Genomic DNA, 17,147 nt, shown 5'->3' on the forward strand with positions numbered 1-17,147 from the left:
TGTGTATGGTCATCGGGCGCCTGGCAGCGTGTAGCGTCCGCGGGTCTATATCACTGAGAAGCCCTGTCATGACGCCCTCCGAGCCTCGCGCAACGTCTGCGCGCCAAGTGCATATCGAGCAAATCGAGACGCTGTTTTTAAGCCCCGCGCCGTTGCAAGCGGTGGCGCAAGAAGCTGCCCAGGCCTACTTGGACCAGTATTTTGCGGCGCAAAAATGGTCCGCCAGCCTGATCCATCTGGGCACCCCCACGGCTGACAGCTCTACCTACCAGCCTTTGCCCGAACTGCTGGTGCAGCGCCTGGCCAATGCCAGGCCTACGTTGCTGGTCGAGGGCTATCACCTCGTGGTCTGCCGGGTTCGCGAGGTGTTCGAGCCCGGTGGGCCGAGCCTCGCCGATGTCGAGAAGCTGATCAATCACTGCGGCGCGGTGCTCCTGAGGTCTTTTGGCAACCGTTTGCAAGCCTGGTGGCGTGAGCCTGTGCCGATCAACATGACCCGTTGGCGTTATCTGTCCGATCACCTGCTGGGGCTGCTTTACGACTCACCCAAGCCACCCGGTATGGACGAAAAGGGCTTCGCCGCGCTGTTCCCCAAGACCCTGCTGCGCCCCCTGCGGCCCTCTGTGCAATGGAGCCTGCATGACGGCCCGCTGCAGGTGCGAACCGTGCACCTGCTGGGCGCGGGGCTGGCGGGCGATCAGGCGCAGACGTTGCCGCTGCTGATACTCAGCCATGCCGCGAAAACCCTGCTGTTCAGCCCGGCCAGCGGTGTGCACGAACTCAATAGCCTTGACGACGTTGGCGCGTTGTTACCGGCCTACACCAGCCCGGTACTGACGGGCGCGGCTGACCAGTGGTTCACCCAGCAGGCCCAGGGCGACCCCTTCGATGCTTTGGCGGCGAGCTACCTGGCCCGCCAGCAGTTGGAAATCGACAGCATCGAGCGTGACGTGCCGCGCACCGTTGAGGCATGCCAGGCGCTGCTCGATTACATCGTTGATCCACGGCGCTGGTTTGTCTGCGAACTGAGTGCGCGCCAACAGCGCCTGCGCCAAGCCATGCCGTTGTGGCTGGCCCAGGCGGGTGCCGAGGACAGCATCGCCTATGCGCGCCTGTTGCAGCAGTGGGTGTTGGCTCAGCACGACAGCGGGGCCACGCATTTCCTGGCGGGTATCGAGTCGATTCAAGCCTGTGCCGACCGCCAGTTGCAGCATTGCCTGAAGGCGCAACCTGGCGCGACGCGTATCAAGCCGGGCGAGGTTTCCCTGACCTTTGATCGGGTGATTGCCGCACCCGTGCCGGTGCAGGGCGGGTTCATTGCCGGCGAGGTGGACCCGGTCACGGTGACGCTGACCGAACTGGCCCTGGAAAACCTGGCCGGTTTCCCGCATACCGCCAAGCGCATTACGCTGAACGGCAAAGCGGCGCCGACGTGGCTGACCTACAGCCTGATCAAGCAGTGCGTAGAGGAGGCGGACGTAGGCCAGACCTATCCCGCCCTGCTGAAAAAAATGCTGATCGACGACACCGCCGAGGCCACCCGCCGCCGGCAACAGTTCAGCCGGCAACTGCGTGTGCAACTGCCGCTGTGGGCGCTGGCGTCGAAGCTCACGGGCGAGCACGGTGTGACCTGGGTCGGTTTTCAGCGAGTACGGGCGGCCTTGCAGGCCAGCGCCGCCGAACGCAAGGTCGGCACACAGGCTGTTGCGCTGTGGCCGCTGGCGTTCAAGGCCACGGCGGACGCCCACGCGGATGGGGTCGCTAACATGTTCGTCATTGGCCCATTGCTGGGGCAAAGCGGGCCGCACCTGCTGTACCGGCCGTTGTTCAGCCCGATGCTGCAGGAATATGAGTCATTGGAGGCCTTGTTCACAGCGATCAAGAACCCAGGCGCCTTACAGGACAACGTGCTGACCTGGCTCGCGCCCGCGCGCCGGGCGGTGTATGCCAACAAGGGTTTTAACCAGCCGCATATCCGCCGCTTTTTGCAGGGCGATGAATTCACCGTGTATGAAGCGCCTGCGCCGGCTCAACTGAGCAAACAGGTGAGCAACACAGACCCTGCGCACCAAGTGTTCGAGGCCACGGCCAAGGCCCTTGTGGCCTTGGCCGATCGCCAGGCGGTGTCCAATGCCGAGCAGCGTTGGGCCAACTTGAAGCAGGCTGGATGGCTGCTGTTCGGTACCGTGCTGCCGTTGCTCAACGGGCCGTTGGCGCTGGGCGGTTGGCTGCTGCAGGTGGTGGACAGTGCGCAGCGCGATATCGACGGTTTACAGAGCCAGGACGGGCAAACCCGCAACGCCGCCCTGACGGACATGCTGGCGAACCTGATGGCGATTGTCGCCCATCAAGCCACGCCCCAGGATACCCAGCAGCATGTGGCGCTCGAGCACCCAGTGTTTGCGCCCCTGGCGCGTGTCGAACCCGCCGCTGGCGAGCCAATCGCAGTGCCGCTCAAGCCGATTCCCGCCCCCGTGACCTTCTACGCACCTACGCGCTGGGCCAACGCCCGGCAGGTGCTTAGCACACAACAACAGGCGCTGATTCAGCCGTTGCGGCTCAAGACCTTTGCCGAGCCCTGGCCGGTCACCCTGGACAATGCCGATGCCAGTGGCCCGACCCAAGGTTTGCTGCGCGATACCTCGCAGGTCCCGCAGCAATGGCAGGCACTGGTTCAAGGGGCGTTGTACCGGGTTAACGTCATGCAGGGCCTGGTCCGGGTGGTCAGCGCGGATGGCGCCACCCTTGGCCCTTGGCTCAGGCACTTGGGGCAGGGCCAGTGGGATTTTGACCTGGGCCTGCGTTTGCCGGGGGGCAATGCTGACGAGGCGATTGAGCGTACCCGGCAAGCGCAGCTGGCTACCCGCGTTTCGCTTGAGGTCGACTATGAAAAGACGGTGGCGGACCGGGCCAGGGCCGACCGCGCGATGAGACTGGCGCGCACGTTGGCGACCCAGCCGGCCGGGCAGATCACTGAGCAGCAGCGCGCGCAGGCATGGGAGACTTATGGCCGGGAAATGAGCAACAAATTCGAGCATGGGCAGTTGGAGCTGCAACGACTCAAGTACCTGCGGGAGCTGGGGCCGCGACCCGGCTATGAGGCGCATCTGTGCCAGGCGCTGGAGTCAGTGATTCTGACCGCGCAGCTGTTGGATGCACAGTCGCGACGACAAATCGTTGCCCTCAATACCCGGCTCAGGCCAGTCGTGGATCGGCTGAGCGGGGAAACCACGGAGGAGGCCGAGTCGGCTATCAACCGTGAAGATCACGCCGAACTGGACACGATCATGCGTGAATTGGCCGCTGTGCAAGAAAAGGCAATCCGCTGGCGAACCCTGGAAGCAGGCTATCTGGATGACCTGAGCCAGGTGCCCCGTCTGGGGCGCGACAAAGCTGGGGCGCTGACGCTGGGGGTACGTCCTTCGATACGGGACCTGCAATCCTTGCTACTGACGACGTTGTGGCGCATCTCGATTGATGTGGCAGGGCCTGTGCTCAGCGACGATTTCTTCAACAGTGTCGATGAAACCGTTAACCGTGCACGTCTGGCGAGTCGATCCTTGGCGGATTTGCAGCAGCTTCAAGCGACGTCGGCAGAGCGTATTGAACTGCTCAAAAGCATTGACCACGTCTATGCGCAAACCGACGATCAGATTGAGTTCTGGCGTGCCATGGCGCCTGACACATTCGATCTGGAGTTTCTGCAAAAACTGCAGGAGCTGCTGGCCAGCTTGCACCAACAGGCCGAAAAAGACCTTGCAGACCTCCTGCAAGTGCCACCCCAGGCAGCACCGCCGGCGGTGCCTGCCCCCGCGCCCCAAGGCAGCCGGCGCAAAAAAATCATCCGTACACGCAATCACGATATGTATGTGGCACAGGTCAGTGAGGCCACACAGCCGGGGCCTGTCACCGCAGCGCTGCACGAGGCGGGCGGCGAGGTCATTGGTTCGTTCACCGAGGCGGATGATGGGGTGTGGGAACCGGTGAAACCGGCGCCCAAGGCGGATGCGCAACTCGGTAGCCTGTTGCAAAAGGGCCAGGGCCTGTTGGACGACGAGCATATGGCTATTCAGCAGGTCGAAGCCTTGATTGAGCGGGCCAACGATCCGTCGTCCTTGGAGTACCTGCTGGAGGCTCAGGCCAATATGCGCCGGTGGACTGCCGAGGCGATTGCCCGCAGACGCCAGGGCATGGAAAACACCCGGCTGGTGGCCCCGCAACAGGCCAAGGCACTGACAATGGAGCGTGATCTGCGGCTGGCGCAAGCCCGGCTGAGCGCTGCCGGGGTAAACGCACGAACCCGCGCGACTCGGCGTCGGCCAGCGACTCAGGGCGGCGTCGATTTTCTTTTCTCACGCGGTGAAGTGCGGATTTTCCGGCAGGGTGAACGCGTGTTGCTCAAGGGCACCGTCGATGATTACTTGCAGGTCTATGTGGTCACCGACGCACGGGATACCCAACAGGCGTTGTGTTATGCCCACTTCCACTACAAACGACGGGACAGCCCGGATGATCATTACGAGGGTGAGCCTCATCTCAAGCGCCCTGAGCAGGAGCGCCTGGGGCGCCAGGCCCAAGCCCGGGTCGAGGCCGAGGCGTTCGCCCGTATGCGCACCGGCCAAACCGGGCGTGTGCGCCAGACCCTGGACATTGACCGGGCAACGATTACCCGGCCTTTTGCCCGGCGGCTGTTTTTCCGTGCGGGCCCTCTACCGGCAGGCACAGCGTTTGGCTCCCCGGCTTCAAGTACGGCATAAGAATCGGCGCCATGCCTTTGAGCACCTGCACGGGCAGCGCCGAGGTGAACTTGAAGCCTTGCGCCGAGCTGCCCGGAACAAACGCGGTGAGGGTGCCAAAGTGGCGCTCGCCGATATAGAACACAAAGGTGGCGGTGCGGTTGATCGCCTTGGAACTGAGCACCCGCCCACCGGCGCCGATGGCTTCGATGCGGTTGTCGCCGGTGCCGGTCTTGCCGCCCATGGCCAGCGGTGTGCCGTCATCCAGCTTGAAGCTGCCGGCCACGCGTTTGGCCGTGCCGGCGTCCACCACTTGGGACAAGGCCCCGCGCAGCGCCTGCGCCACTTCCATCGGCAACACTCGTTTGCCGGTGGCGGGGTCGTTGATCACCCGGGTTTCATACGGCGTATCGGCGGCAAAGTGCAGGCTGTCGATGCGTACCACTTTGGCGCGTACGCCATCGTTGAGGATGATCCCCATCAATTCCGCCAGCGCCGCCGGGCGATCGCCGGAGCTGCCGATGGCCGTGGCCAGTGACGGCACCAAGTGGTCGAACGGATAACCGACCGCCTGCCAGCGCTGATGAATATCGAGGAAGGCTTCCACTTCGAGCATGGTCCGGATGCGACTGTCGCGCGCGCTCTGATGGCGGCTTTTGAACAGCCAGCTGTAGACCTCCTGACGCTCGAACTGGCCGGCTTTGACCACTTCGCTGAAGGTCGCCTCGGGGTGGTTGAGCAGGTAGCCCATCAGCCACAGGTCCAGCGGGTGAACCTTGGCGATGTAGCCTTGGTCGGGCAGGTCATAGGTGCCGGGGCCATAAGCGGTGTAGAGTTTTTGCAGGCGTTCGTCGCTGAGCTTCTCGTTGGTTTTCACCCCGGTCAGGTGCGCGCGCACGAACAGGTTGAAGCTTTCCTGGTTAGCGTTGGGCAACAAATAGCGGTGCACGGCGGCCAGGCGCATTGGCGTGGGACGCAGGCCGTCCAGAAAGGTGTCGAGGCGCGTTTGGGTGTCTTTTTTCTGGTACTTCTTCCAGAACTTGCGCAGGAAGGTCGTGCCCTCGCGGTCGGCAAAATCGGCGAGGTATTCCTGGCGGCGCGGGTCATTGTCGTCCTTGAGCAATTGGGCGCTGTTATTGGCGCCGGAATAGGTGGTATAGCGCACCACATCACGCATCAGGCGAATGAACGGCAGGTTGATCGATTCGCGCAGGGCGTCGCGCAAGCTGGGGCTGCGGCCGTTGTCTTCGTTGCGAAAGTTATGGAAGTGATGCAGGCCGCCGCCGGTGAAAAAGCTTTCGCCGGGGCTGGCCGAGTAGGTGCGATCAAGGGCGGCTTCGAGCATTTTTGCCAGGGATTTGTCCGGGGTCTGGATCAGGTAATCAAGGGCCCAGCGGCTCAAGCGGTCCTGGTCGTCGACCGTGATTTTTTTCAGCGCAGCGGGGGCTTGGGCGGCGTACTTATCGTGCAGCTCGGTGATGATTTGCAGGTAGGTGGTCAGTACCCGCAGCTTGGCGGTGGAGCCCAGTTCCAGTTTGCTGCCTTCGTTGATATCGAAGGGTTGGTCGGTGTTGTCGGTTTGCACGCGTACCCGTGAGCCGTCCGGGGTCAGCTCGAACAGGGTGAAGCTGTAGCGCACTTGCGCGGTGTTGGCCTCGCTCAGCAGGCGTTCGCCGAGCAGGCCGACCTGGCGCGCAAAGTCGGGGTCGGCCAGGTGCTTGAGGTATTCGCTGACTTGGCCCTGCAACGGGGCTTGCAGGGTGGTGGTCGCCGCAAGGTCGAGGCGGTCCAGGTCATACAGCGGCCGGTCGAGCAGGGTGGCCAGGCGCGCGCGGGCCATGCTGATGCCTTTGTTGGTCTCCACCGGTTGCAGCGTCGGTTGTTGCAACCAGTCGCGATAGCTGACCTTGGCCGCCAGTGCCGCTTGGAGCAGAGCAGGGGTGATGACACTGTTTTGCGCCATTAGGCGCAGGTGGCTGTCGGTGAGTTCGGCGAGCTCTTCGCGACCCTTGGCCAGGTAGTGCGAAGGTCGGCGCTGGGCAATGATCAACGACAACACCTGGCGCAGTGCCAGGCCTTGCTCGGCGTTCACCGAGCCCACCAGCGCCAGGTTGACGTGGTTGAAGTCGGCGCCGTACCACACCCGCAAACCCTCGGCCAGGCCATGCACTTCGCCGTGGCCGGGCACCGCCGACAGCGGCACGCTGTTGAGGTAGTCACGCAGGATATTCTGCCGCGCCGGCAAGGTCTGCGGCCCATCCCGATAGGCGCGTACAGCGGCGGAAAACATCTGCCGCAGTTTTTCCTCGCCCGACACGGTCAGGCCGTCCGGGGAGTGGCGGTATTTTTCCAGCTGGGTGGCCAAGGTGCTGCCGCCGGCACTTTGGCCCGGCAGGTGCAGCACCTTGGCGACTTGCGACCACGCGGCCTTGGCAAAGCGCGGCCAGTCGACGGCGGGGTTGGCCTGGGGCTGGCTGGGGTCGAGCAGGTCGCGGTTTTCGATAAACAGCAGGCTGTTGACCACCACGGGCGGGATTGCGGCGAAGCTTTCGTACAGCTGTTGCGGGTAGTTGTACTGGTAAAGCGGCACGGCGCGGCAGTCGCTGATGGTCAGCCCGGCCTGGATCTTCTCTGCGTAGGGCACGAACAGGCCCTTGGCGGTGTAGTCCATCAACGCGGGCGAAAAGCGCGCCTGGGCCTCAATCACATAACCGCGCTTGAGCAGGCGCGGCAGGAAGCTGCCGAGGTTGCTGTAACCCAGGCGCCGGTCGAAGGGGCCGGCCCCCGGATAAACCATGGCCTGGCTGGGGCCGGGCTCAACCTGGTAGGTGAGGCTGCGGGCCAGGCGGCTGAGCTCCTGGGCTTGCAGGCGGGAGGTGCGCAGCTCTTTGGCGGCGGCAAACCCCAGCGCTACCAGTGCCATCAACACGATCAACCAGAACAGGCGCCGCCCATGGCGGGGCCTGGGTTTATTTTTGGGTAAGGGCGCTGGGTCCGAACTGCCTTGTAGTTTCGCAGCCTTGCTCGATTCGGTTTGCCAGAGTGCGCCCATAGTCGATTGATCCCTTCACGCAGATAGATCGGACCTGCTTGAAGCGTAGTCGCTGAGGGCTGGTTGTGAGGGATTTGTGTGTGGTGCGCGGGTTCTTATGGCGAGCGGGCTTGCAGTGGCAAACCATTTGTCAGCGTGGTGCTGCGCGACGTTTTGTCGCTCAATGCAGGTAAGATGCTCCTGTAAAATGGCATTTTGACCGGCGCTTCCCCTAAATTGGCCCATTTTTATAGTGAAAGACCCTGCTCTGGGCTTTTTATACTGACGCCCCGCTGATCTTGCCTGGCAAGAAGGGCCCGTCCATGAGGCGGTCCCGTTTCAATAAGGGCACAGGCTTACCGGCCTGCACCCGGAAACTCGACGGACACTCCAATAACAAAATGAGGTTGTACCCCTATGCCAGTCGGCAACCCACTGCCCCATGGCGAGACCGCTCAAGGCGGCCCGCTCAAACGCGAACTCGGTGAACGGCATATTCGCCTGATGGCCCTTGGCGCCTGTATCGGTGTCGGCCTGTTCCTGGGCTCGGCCAAGGCCATTGAAATGGCCGGCCCGGCGATCATGTTGTCCTACATCATTGGCGGCCTGGCGATCCTGGTGATCATGCGCGCCCTGGGCGAAATGGCGGTGCACAACCCCGTCGCCGGCTCGTTCAGCCGTTACGCCCAGGACTACCTCGGCCCGTTGGCGGGCTTTCTCACCGGTTGGAACTACTGGTTCCTGTGGCTGGTGACCTGCGTGGCGGAAATCACCGCCGTCGCCGTGTACATGGGCGTGTGGTTCCCCGACGTGCCGCGCTGGATCTGGGCCTTGGCGGCCCTGGTCAGCATGGGCACCATCAACCTGATCGCGGTCAAGGCGTTCGGTGAATTCGAGTTCTGGTTCGCGCTGATCAAGATCGTCACGATCATTGCCATGGTCATCGGCGGCGTCGGCATCATTGCGTTCGGCTTCGGCAATGACGGCGTGGCGCTGGGCATTTCCAACCTGTGGGCCCACGGCGGCTTTATGCCCAATGGCGTCACCGGTGTGCTGATGTCCCTGCAAATGGTGATGTTCGCCTATCTGGGCGTCGAGATGATCGGCCTCACCGCCGGTGAAGCAAAGAACCCGCAGAAGACCATCCCCAGTGCCATCGGCTCTGTGTTCTGGCGCATCCTGCTGTTCTACGTGGGGGCGCTGTTCGTAATCCTGTCGATCTACCCATGGAACGAAATCGGCACCCAAGGCAGCCCGTTCGTGATGACCTTCGAGCGCCTGGGTATCAAGACGGCCGCCGGCATCATCAACTTCGTGGTGATCACGGCGGCGCTGTCCTCCTGCAACGGCGGCATCTTCAGCACCGGGCGCATGCTCTACAGCCTGGCGCAAAATGGCCAGGCGCCGACCACGTTCGGCACGACCTCAAGCAACGGCGTACCGCGCCGGGCGCTGCTGCTGTCGATTTTCGTGCTGCTGCTGGGCGTGTTGCTCAACTACATGGTTCCGGAAAAAGTCTTTGTGTGGGTCACCTCCATCGCCACCTTCGGTGCGATCTGGACCTGGCTGATGATCCTGCTAGCCCAGCTCAAATTCCGCAAAAGCCTGAGCCCAGCCGAGGTGGCTGGCCTCAAGTACCGCATGTGGCTGTACCCAGTCAGCTCCTACCTGGCGTTGGCGTTCCTGGTGCTGGTGGTGGGCCTGATGGCGTACTTCCCGCAAACGCGTATTGCGCTGTACGTCGGCCCGGTGTTCCTGGTGTTGCTGACGGTGCTGTTCTACGTGTTCAAGTTGCAGCCGAGTCAGGCTGGCGAAGGTGCGACGCTCAGGCAGATATGAGCCACTGAGCGAGAGTGCTCGGATGCGCTTGAGAATAACGCGGGCTCCCCGCGTTATTGCCTTTCTCCCTGCTTGCCTACTTATCTATCCCTCCCATCGGTTATTCATTCTTTAGGCTGACTGCTTCGACTGCCCTCTTTGAACAGTGACGCCATGCCTGACAGCAATCCACTTCTAACGCCCTACGATCTGCCGCCGTTCTCGTCTATCCAGGCAGAACACTTGGTGCCCGCCATTCAACAGATCATCACCGAAAGCCGCGGCACCACCGCCACGATTATCGCCAGCCAGGCGCCATTCCCAACCTGGGATGACCTGGTGCAGGCTGTGGAGGCACTGGAGGCTCGCTTGGATGGCGTTCTCCAAATCATTGAACTGCTTAACTCCATTTCCCAAGGGCCGGCCTGGCAGCAGGAATCAGTCCGTAGTCACGATCTGGCAATGCAGTACAAGGCCGAGTTGACTGAGAACAACGACCTGTATCAGCTTCACCGACAACTTGCCAATAGCCCGATCGCGGCTCTTTTCAATGAACAACGCAAAAGCGCGCTGCAGAAAATACTGCGCAAGTACCACTTGGCCGGCCTTGATCTGTCCTGCGACAAGCAGTTACAGCTGAAAACGTTGAACCTGGAAATCGGCACATTGGGCCAGGAGTTTCTGGACCGTATAGAAGACTCGAACAGGACGTGGCGTAAGCACATCGACGACAAGTCGCTGCTGAGCGGATTGCCTGATGCGACCCAGGCACGCATGGAGGACGCCGCTCGAGCCGCAGGCCTGGAAGGCTGGTTATTGACTCTTTCGGATCAATCCTTTCGCGAGGTGATGACCTATGCCGATCATCGAGCTTTGCGCCAGGAAATGATGGTGGCTTATTACAGCCGTGCCGTGGGTACCGGCCCTGACGCTTTTGCCACCGACAATGAACTGGTCCTGACAGTGCTGCTCTCCAGCCGTCACCAGAAAGCACAGCTGTTGGGCTATCCCAATTTCACCCAACTGGCTCTGGTCGATCAGATGGCGCAGACGACCGATGAGGTCATTGCATTTGTGCATCAACAGATTGAGCAGGCACGAACGACGGCTTCCTATGACGCGCAACAACTGCAGCACTATGCCGCGCAACGAGGTATCGATGATCTGGAACCTTGGGATAACGACTATTTCGCGGAAAAAATTCGCCAGGATCTGGCTGGCGTCTCTCAGGAGGCATTGCGCAACTACTTCCCGTTGGAGACGGTACTGCAACGCTTGGGCATGTTCACCAAAACACTGTTCGGCGTTGACCTGGTCGAACAAACCACTGTCGATACCTGGCACCCGGATGTGCGGGTGTTTGAAGTCAGGGAGTACGCGGAGCCGATCGGCCATTTGTTCATTGACCCTTATCGCCGCAAGGCGGACGCAGGGCTTGGCGCCATGTCGAGCCTGCGCAGCCATCGGATGACTGCCGAGGGGCGACCACGACGGCCTATCGCAGTACTACGTACCCAGTTGCCACGACCGACAGCGACCCAACCGTGCTTGCTGGATCATCTGCAATTGAGGGTCTTATTGCATGAATTTGGCCATTGCCTGCAGCACCTGTTGACCGCCGCCCCCTACCGGGTGCTCTCCAGTATTGGTCAATTAAGCCATGACGCGGCGGAATTCGTTAGCCAAGTGCTGGAGCAGTTTTGTTTTACTTCAGCGTCCCTGATCTGGCTTTCAGGCCATTTCCAGACGGGAGAATCGTTGCCTGAGGATATGGCCAACAAAATGAGCCGATTTATTCACACTCAAACCAGCCAGGAAACCGCCCGGGTTTTACTCACGGGCCTGGTCGACTTCGAGTTGCACCGTACTTATGGTGACGGGCGCACACCTCATGAGGTTTTCACCCGTGCCAGCGCTGACGTCGGGTTTGTGCAGTGGCCTGATGGCGCTCGCCCGCTCAACTGCCTCGAACAACTTGTGGGTCACTATGGCGCCAAAATGTATTCCTACAAGTGGTCGGGTGTCCTGGCCAAACAAGCCTTTGAACGATTTGAGCGTGACGGCCTGCTCAACCCTGAAACCGGGAAAGCCTTCCGTGAAGCGTTTATTACTGCGGGGGACACCCGTACGCTGTTGAAGTCACTTGCGCTTTTCCGTGGCGAAGGCGACCTATACGCCGATCACTCCACCGGGGCCTGAGGCGTTGCTGCATATGTAACGCCTGGACTGAAATCTGAAATGCCAGAGTTGATCCTTTCAGGTCACTCGTAGCTGCACTGCCGGCAGCCGAGCCTGTTTGGAGAGCACTCGATGGACAATGACAACCGACCGTATTTTTTCAGCGAAACCCAAGCCGATCGCACACAGCTAAGCCAGCGCCAAAGCACGCGTAACTTTACCCTCAAGGACCTGGACTGGCTCGACTCGGTCTATCTGGCAACCGATGCTTTGCGACGGGCACACACCGCACCGATGCACGTCCAAACCCTGCAAGTGAACGTGCCCGGCCAACCGGCAGTTGAACTTGCGGGCGCATTCGTCATGGGCCCCGCCCCGGAAGGTGGGGTTTTTCTCTACTCGCCTGCGCGTGGCCTGGAAAAGCTCGAAAGCCATGAAACACTCAAGACGCAACTGGGCACTTGGTTCAAAGACCCGGTGCAGCGCCAGGCTTTGCTCGATTACCTGTCGATCTCCCAGCAAGCCACACTAAAGTCCACTGCGGTTATGACCTTTACTCTACAGCCCGTGGCTGGAGCGGTCTTCGAAGCACAGCAAAATACCCTCTCCAATAACCTGCTTGACAATGCCCGGCTGATGCGCGAGGAATTGCTCAAGCTGCCCAGTTTCACTTCTCTGCTGGATGACTACATTTGCGCTGAACTGGCCCAGTCTTTTGCAGGTGTCGACTTGCGCCAAATCCAGGTACAGAGCTATGTCGTCGGCACCTCCAGCCAATCGGGTGACACTGACACGTCAACACCTCGACACATCGCTACCCGCTCGTTGAGCGATACCGTCCTCAGGTATTTCGTCGCCAATGGCTGGCCAACGGGTGAAACCCGACGCTACGACAACCCCCAACGCACCCCGGTCTCCCAATCGTCCACGCAGGAGGCCGATGATCAGTTGCGTTGGGAGGTATCAGTCCAAGGACTGGCCCAGGGTTTGAAAACACACATGAAGCAACGGCCCAAGGCGTTCTGGGCGCTGCCGGCTTCCACCGGGCTCTCGCGGCTGCAACTTTTTACGCACGCCATGGCCAATGCCTTTTTAACGGTGTTACTGGACCGACAACAGCAATCCACGATTACGGTTGACCAGCGTCTGCAACTACAGGCCCTGCCGCTCAGGACGGCACTCCCCGAGACGACGCTGCCTCCAGCCCTGGATGTTGAAAAAGCAATGCTGGACGAGCCCGAACAGCCCCCCACCGAGCTGGCCGGTACACTGATCATCAGCAACAAAGGCGACGATGACTCGCCCTGGCTGCTGTATAGCCCCCACCATGGGCTGCAGGCGTTTACCGAGTTGGACTCACTGAAAACCCGTCTTCTGGAGAGTCTCAACCCTGGGGAGCATCCCGATGCCTGGAGAAAGCATCTGTCGAGGCCCGAACGCTATAGCGAAGTAGATCTGCAGGCCTGCGACGTCACTACCGCGCCCATCACCGGGGTCATTTTCCAAAGCCTCATAGAGGGCGTCATTGAAAAACAAGCTCGCAACCTTGAATACGCCCTCGATCAGTATCGCCTGAGCCAAGGCACGATGGACCTCGATGCCCTGGTCGATCATGTGCTGGATGTGCGGGCCATGATTGAACAAAAATTATTGACCCTCGAGCCCATGGGCCGTTGGAGTACACAATTGGCGCCCCTCTGGACAGCGTCTGCGACACAGCCCAGGGTCCCGCCCACACTGTTGGCAATGCGTAGCGCTCAGCATTCGCTCGAAAATACAATCGCCGAAGTCGAACGACAACTAGCTTCTCGCCCCTCGCTGGAGCGCTCCGCCACCACCTACCTCAACACCAAGCTGTACGCCATCAAACAGCAACACCTGCAGGCTGCATGCCTTTGGGTGCACCATTACAGCAACCCCTCGGGCACCGATGAAAAACCTCAGTTGCTGACATCAAGCAGCATGGTCGAGCATTTTCTGGCACGTTTATGTGGCGAAGTGGAGCCTCTCCCCGATTCGCCGCACATCCACTTCTACTCAACGGCTGCTGAAAGACCCGCCACTAGAATTCCAGGCGTGGATGTCACGGCCTTCAATACGCTGATCGACACTGCCATCGGCGGTTTTACCCAGTATCTGCGCAGAACCCACAGCGTGTACCCCGACATGCAGCCCTTGCTGAGAAAGGCAATGGAGATGGGCTTGACCGGGGAAATGCAACTCAGGCTCTGGAATAACGCTTTACTGCCCCTGGACTACGAAGTTCTTTTAGCCGTACTAGGTATTTACGCCAGAGACCTGCGCCTGAGTGTCAATGGGTTCCGCCCTGACGCGTTTTGCTTGAAGGTCGCGACCGTGGGGCAAACGACCTCGCAACCGCTTAATAACTGTTTCGTGCTGACCGAGCGCGGCGGGCTTGACCCTCAATATTGCGGTCGCACGCTGCTATGGACGCCTGCGTTGGGGCTGGAAAGTTTTCATTCATTGAGTCACTTCAAGGCAGAGGTAGATCGACGCCTGGCAACCCTGGACGAACGACAGGCTTTCCTGGCGAACCTGGCGCAACCGGACTGGCATTCACATCCGACCTATGCATTCAGCGGCCTTGAGCTGATCGAAGCCAACCTCGTCGAGTACTTGCAACGGACTTACGTCCAACAAAAAGACCGTGAACTGGAGCAAATCCTGTCCAAGAAACTGTCGGTCGAACAGTTGCGCAACCTGTGGCAGGTTCAAGTCACGCAAACCCTGGCGCCTACTAACCTGCGGCGAGCCATGGACATGGTCGAGGCGATGATTGTGCAACATGGCACGCAATGGTTGGGCCAAGCCAGCGCGATCGATCAACAGCTCTATGCTGAACTGTTGGAGCAGTATCGAAACAACGTCATCGACAATCAGGATTACCTGCACGGGATCGACTCGCTGGCTCAGTTCACGCGAAACACGCTCAGCGCTTTGCTAAAGGAACTTGACGGCCAGAGTAGCGTCACTGCTGATGAAATCGAAGTTGGGCTTCCGGCACAGGGCAACATGCCTGCCCGCAGCCAGGCGCTGCTGGACTATGCCTTGAGCCACCAATCGTATTGGAACGATGCGGTTCCGCTCTTCGCCAGCACCGGCACAACGCCGCTGCCCAATACTATGGATGCGCAGACGCTAAAAACGCGGATACAGGCGCTGAACATCAATGCGGCTTATCAAACTTACGTCAAATCTTCCCTGGGCCCTGCCAGCCCGGACTTTGAGCAACGCTCTACGCGATTCGCCAAGCAACTGCCCTGGCAACTGATGCAGTACGCTCACAGCCTGACGTTGCAAGGCCAGCTTTCACCGGCGACCTTCGGGCTCATTCAACAGGTCATGGATATGCCGGATGCTATCGCCCGTGCGACCGTGGTAGACGCCAGCGCCATGATCCGCCCTCTGGAGCTGCTGATTGATGCCGGGAAGAAAACGATCAAGGTGCCTGGGAGCTACGTGATCAGCCCCGCCTCAGCTGACAAGACGCCTCACGTTCTCTATGCCCCTTATAGCCCAGGCCATACCCTCAAAGAATATGCCGATGAGGCTGGGCTGCTCGCCGAGCTGACGGCGCCCGGGGCCTTACAAAGCTGGGTCCGGCAGGTGGTCCCGGCAGTAGACCAGGCCGCACTGACAAAGGCGTTGGGGCAACCCCAAGACGGCACTCCCATGCAGCTGGCACACACCCCCATAAACACGCCCCTGTTCAAACAGTTGTACACCGATAATCTCGAGTTGCTGACAACCTTGCTGAGTGGCCAGCAAGTCGACAATGCGGATACCGCTTGGGATACGGTAAAAGCCGTATTTTCAGAGGGGGTGCATGAGGCCGTTATGTTTTTTGCCGGCAAGCTGGCTTATCCCTTGATCGTCTGGCGCAGCTACAAACTGTTCAAAGCCTCGGCTGAAGAACTGCAAAGCCACCAGTGGCATGAGGCACTTGGCCATTTCATCGCCGGTATCGCCTTGATGGCCGGTTTACGCCGTTCCATGCCCTCCGTGCCAGAGAGCGGTATATCCCCGACGCCCGAGCCGAGCCCGGCACCTCCTGTACCTGCGACCTCTCTGGTGTCCTGGCCCGCGCTCGACATAACGGCTGCGCCACGCACCCGGCTACAACGTTTCGATGTCCTTGAGCCGACCTTGAACAGCTTGATTAAAGACACCACGCTTAACCTTTACCGATCCGACTCTAACCGCTACTACGCAGCAGTGGCTGGGAAAGTGTTTCAGGTCATCCAACACAGCGTGGATTGGCACATTACTGGCAATGGAGAGGTCGGCCCTTTGGTGCAAAGCAACACACGACAACAGTGGATGCTCAGTAGCAGTGATCCGCTGCTGATGGGCCGAAGAACCATTGCGCGATTGACCAATCGCTTCTACTCCGAGCCATTTGCGCGGCCCAATATGAATATATTGGCCATTGGCATGCGCGACATTCGAGCGCTGTATGCTCAAGAATCGTTGATGATCACCGAGGCATTGGCATTGGCCACGTTTTATACAAAAAATGCCCAGGAAAATTTACGCCTGCTCGTGCAAACGCCCCTTGCCGCCCCTGAGCTCGTCAAACAAGTCCAAACGTTTTTTGGCCTGCATACGCTCGAAGTCGAACACCTTGAAAAAATTCAGGAGACCGTCGACAAGATGTGCAACGCGTTGATGGAGCCTTCACTGACCTCCCCGAACTCAACGCGATTTGTCATTGGCCGCTCGCGAATGCCAGCGCTTGCGGGGGCCTACAAGGTGATGGCGTTTACGATTGTCCCCGACCCCCTTCAATTGCTGTACTTGACCGAGGCATTTTTTAACCCCGGTCTGAATTACAGTCATCTGTTGATAAAACCGTTCTACGTCAACGTCCATGCCCGTGCGACCACCCTCATTCATGAAGTCTCCCATCATGTAGGCCTGACGTTGGACTTGGCTTATGTGAACGCCACTCATCCTTTTCATGACCTGATCGATGCTCAAACTTCTACGGGCCGCACCACTAAAGCGGTCCTGGAAAACCGTCAACTTTCAAGGCTGTCGCTCAACACCCCGATCCAGCAGTTATTCCAAGTGGTCGACATCGCAACCGGCATCAAAACAGACCCATCCATGGGCACGTCAACCGAGCCTGTTCTCAACAGGCTGCTCACCGTCACGGGCACCCAAACCCTCAGCGATGCTCGGCGAGTATTCCGTACCGATCCGCTCAAACGTGTCATCACGGTGCTCAACAATGCCGATTCCGTTGCTTACCTGATCGCACAGTTGGGGCGTAGAAAAGAGACACCGATTGGCCAAGTCGGCAATTCGCCATAATTCGAGGTGGGTATTATCGAGGTGCCAGGTCATCGCCCCGAAGCTTG

Annotated in this window: 5 protein-coding genes; 4 read left to right on the plus strand and 1 reads right to left on the minus strand. The window is 60.0% G+C overall.

Going from position 1 to position 17,147, the window contains the following annotated elements; genetic code table 11:
- Window positions 1-68: 68 nt before the first annotated feature.
- Window positions 69-4,757 (plus strand): hypothetical protein, encoded by a 4,689-nt coding sequence (locus KZH41_RS07130; protein WP_263274588.1) that lies wholly within the window; start codon window positions 69-71, stop codon window positions 4,755-4,757.
- On the opposite strand, the gene KZH41_RS07135 is transcribed toward KZH41_RS07130, so the two are convergent.
- On the minus strand, window positions 4,666-7,788 hold the full coding sequence (locus KZH41_RS07135; protein WP_263274589.1) for a transglycosylase domain-containing protein: 3,123 nt from the start codon (window positions 7,786-7,788) through the stop codon (window positions 4,666-4,668). The two genes, KZH41_RS07130 and KZH41_RS07135, sit on opposite strands and share 92 nt — an antisense overlap.
- 396 nt (window positions 7,789-8,184) lie before the next feature.
- Here KZH41_RS07135 and KZH41_RS07140 point away from each other — a divergent pair, with 396 nt between their 5' ends.
- From KZH41_RS07140 to KZH41_RS07150, 3 genes are all read left to right on the plus strand, one after another.
- Window positions 8,185-9,606 (plus strand): amino acid permease, encoded by a 1,422-nt coding sequence (locus KZH41_RS07140; protein WP_263274590.1) that lies wholly within the window; start codon window positions 8,185-8,187, stop codon window positions 9,604-9,606.
- Between the two features lie 153 nt (window positions 9,607-9,759).
- Entirely contained in the window at window positions 9,760-11,784 is a 2,025-nt protein-coding gene (locus KZH41_RS07145) for a M3 family metallopeptidase (RefSeq protein ID WP_263274591.1), read from the plus strand.
- A 111-nt stretch (window positions 11,785-11,895) separates the two neighbouring features.
- Window positions 11,896-17,100, plus strand: a complete 5,205-nt coding sequence (locus KZH41_RS07150) for a dermonecrotic toxin domain-containing protein (RefSeq protein WP_263274592.1) — start codon at window positions 11,896-11,898, stop codon at window positions 17,098-17,100.
- Window positions 17,101-17,147 lie beyond the last annotated feature (47 nt).

It is taken from the genome of Pseudomonas sp. YeP6b, from assembly GCF_025642995.1.
Classification (GTDB): domain Bacteria; phylum Pseudomonadota; class Gammaproteobacteria; order Pseudomonadales; family Pseudomonadaceae; genus Aquipseudomonas.

What these genes read in the sequence shown, in the direction of transcription:
- KZH41_RS07130 (WP_263274588.1), top strand. Translation starts at nt 69, where the DNA reads ATGACGCCCTCCGAGCCTCGCGCAACGTCTGCGCGCCAAGTGCATATC.
- KZH41_RS07135 (WP_263274589.1), bottom strand. Translation starts at nt 7,788, where the DNA reads ATGGGCGCACTCTGGCAAACCGAATCGAGCAAGGCTGCGAAACTACAA.
- KZH41_RS07140 (WP_263274590.1), top strand. Translation starts at nt 8,185, where the DNA reads ATGCCAGTCGGCAACCCACTGCCCCATGGCGAGACCGCTCAAGGCGGC.
- KZH41_RS07145 (WP_263274591.1), top strand. Translation starts at nt 9,760, where the DNA reads ATGCCTGACAGCAATCCACTTCTAACGCCCTACGATCTGCCGCCGTTC.
- KZH41_RS07150 (WP_263274592.1), top strand. Translation starts at nt 11,896, where the DNA reads ATGGACAATGACAACCGACCGTATTTTTTCAGCGAAACCCAAGCCGAT.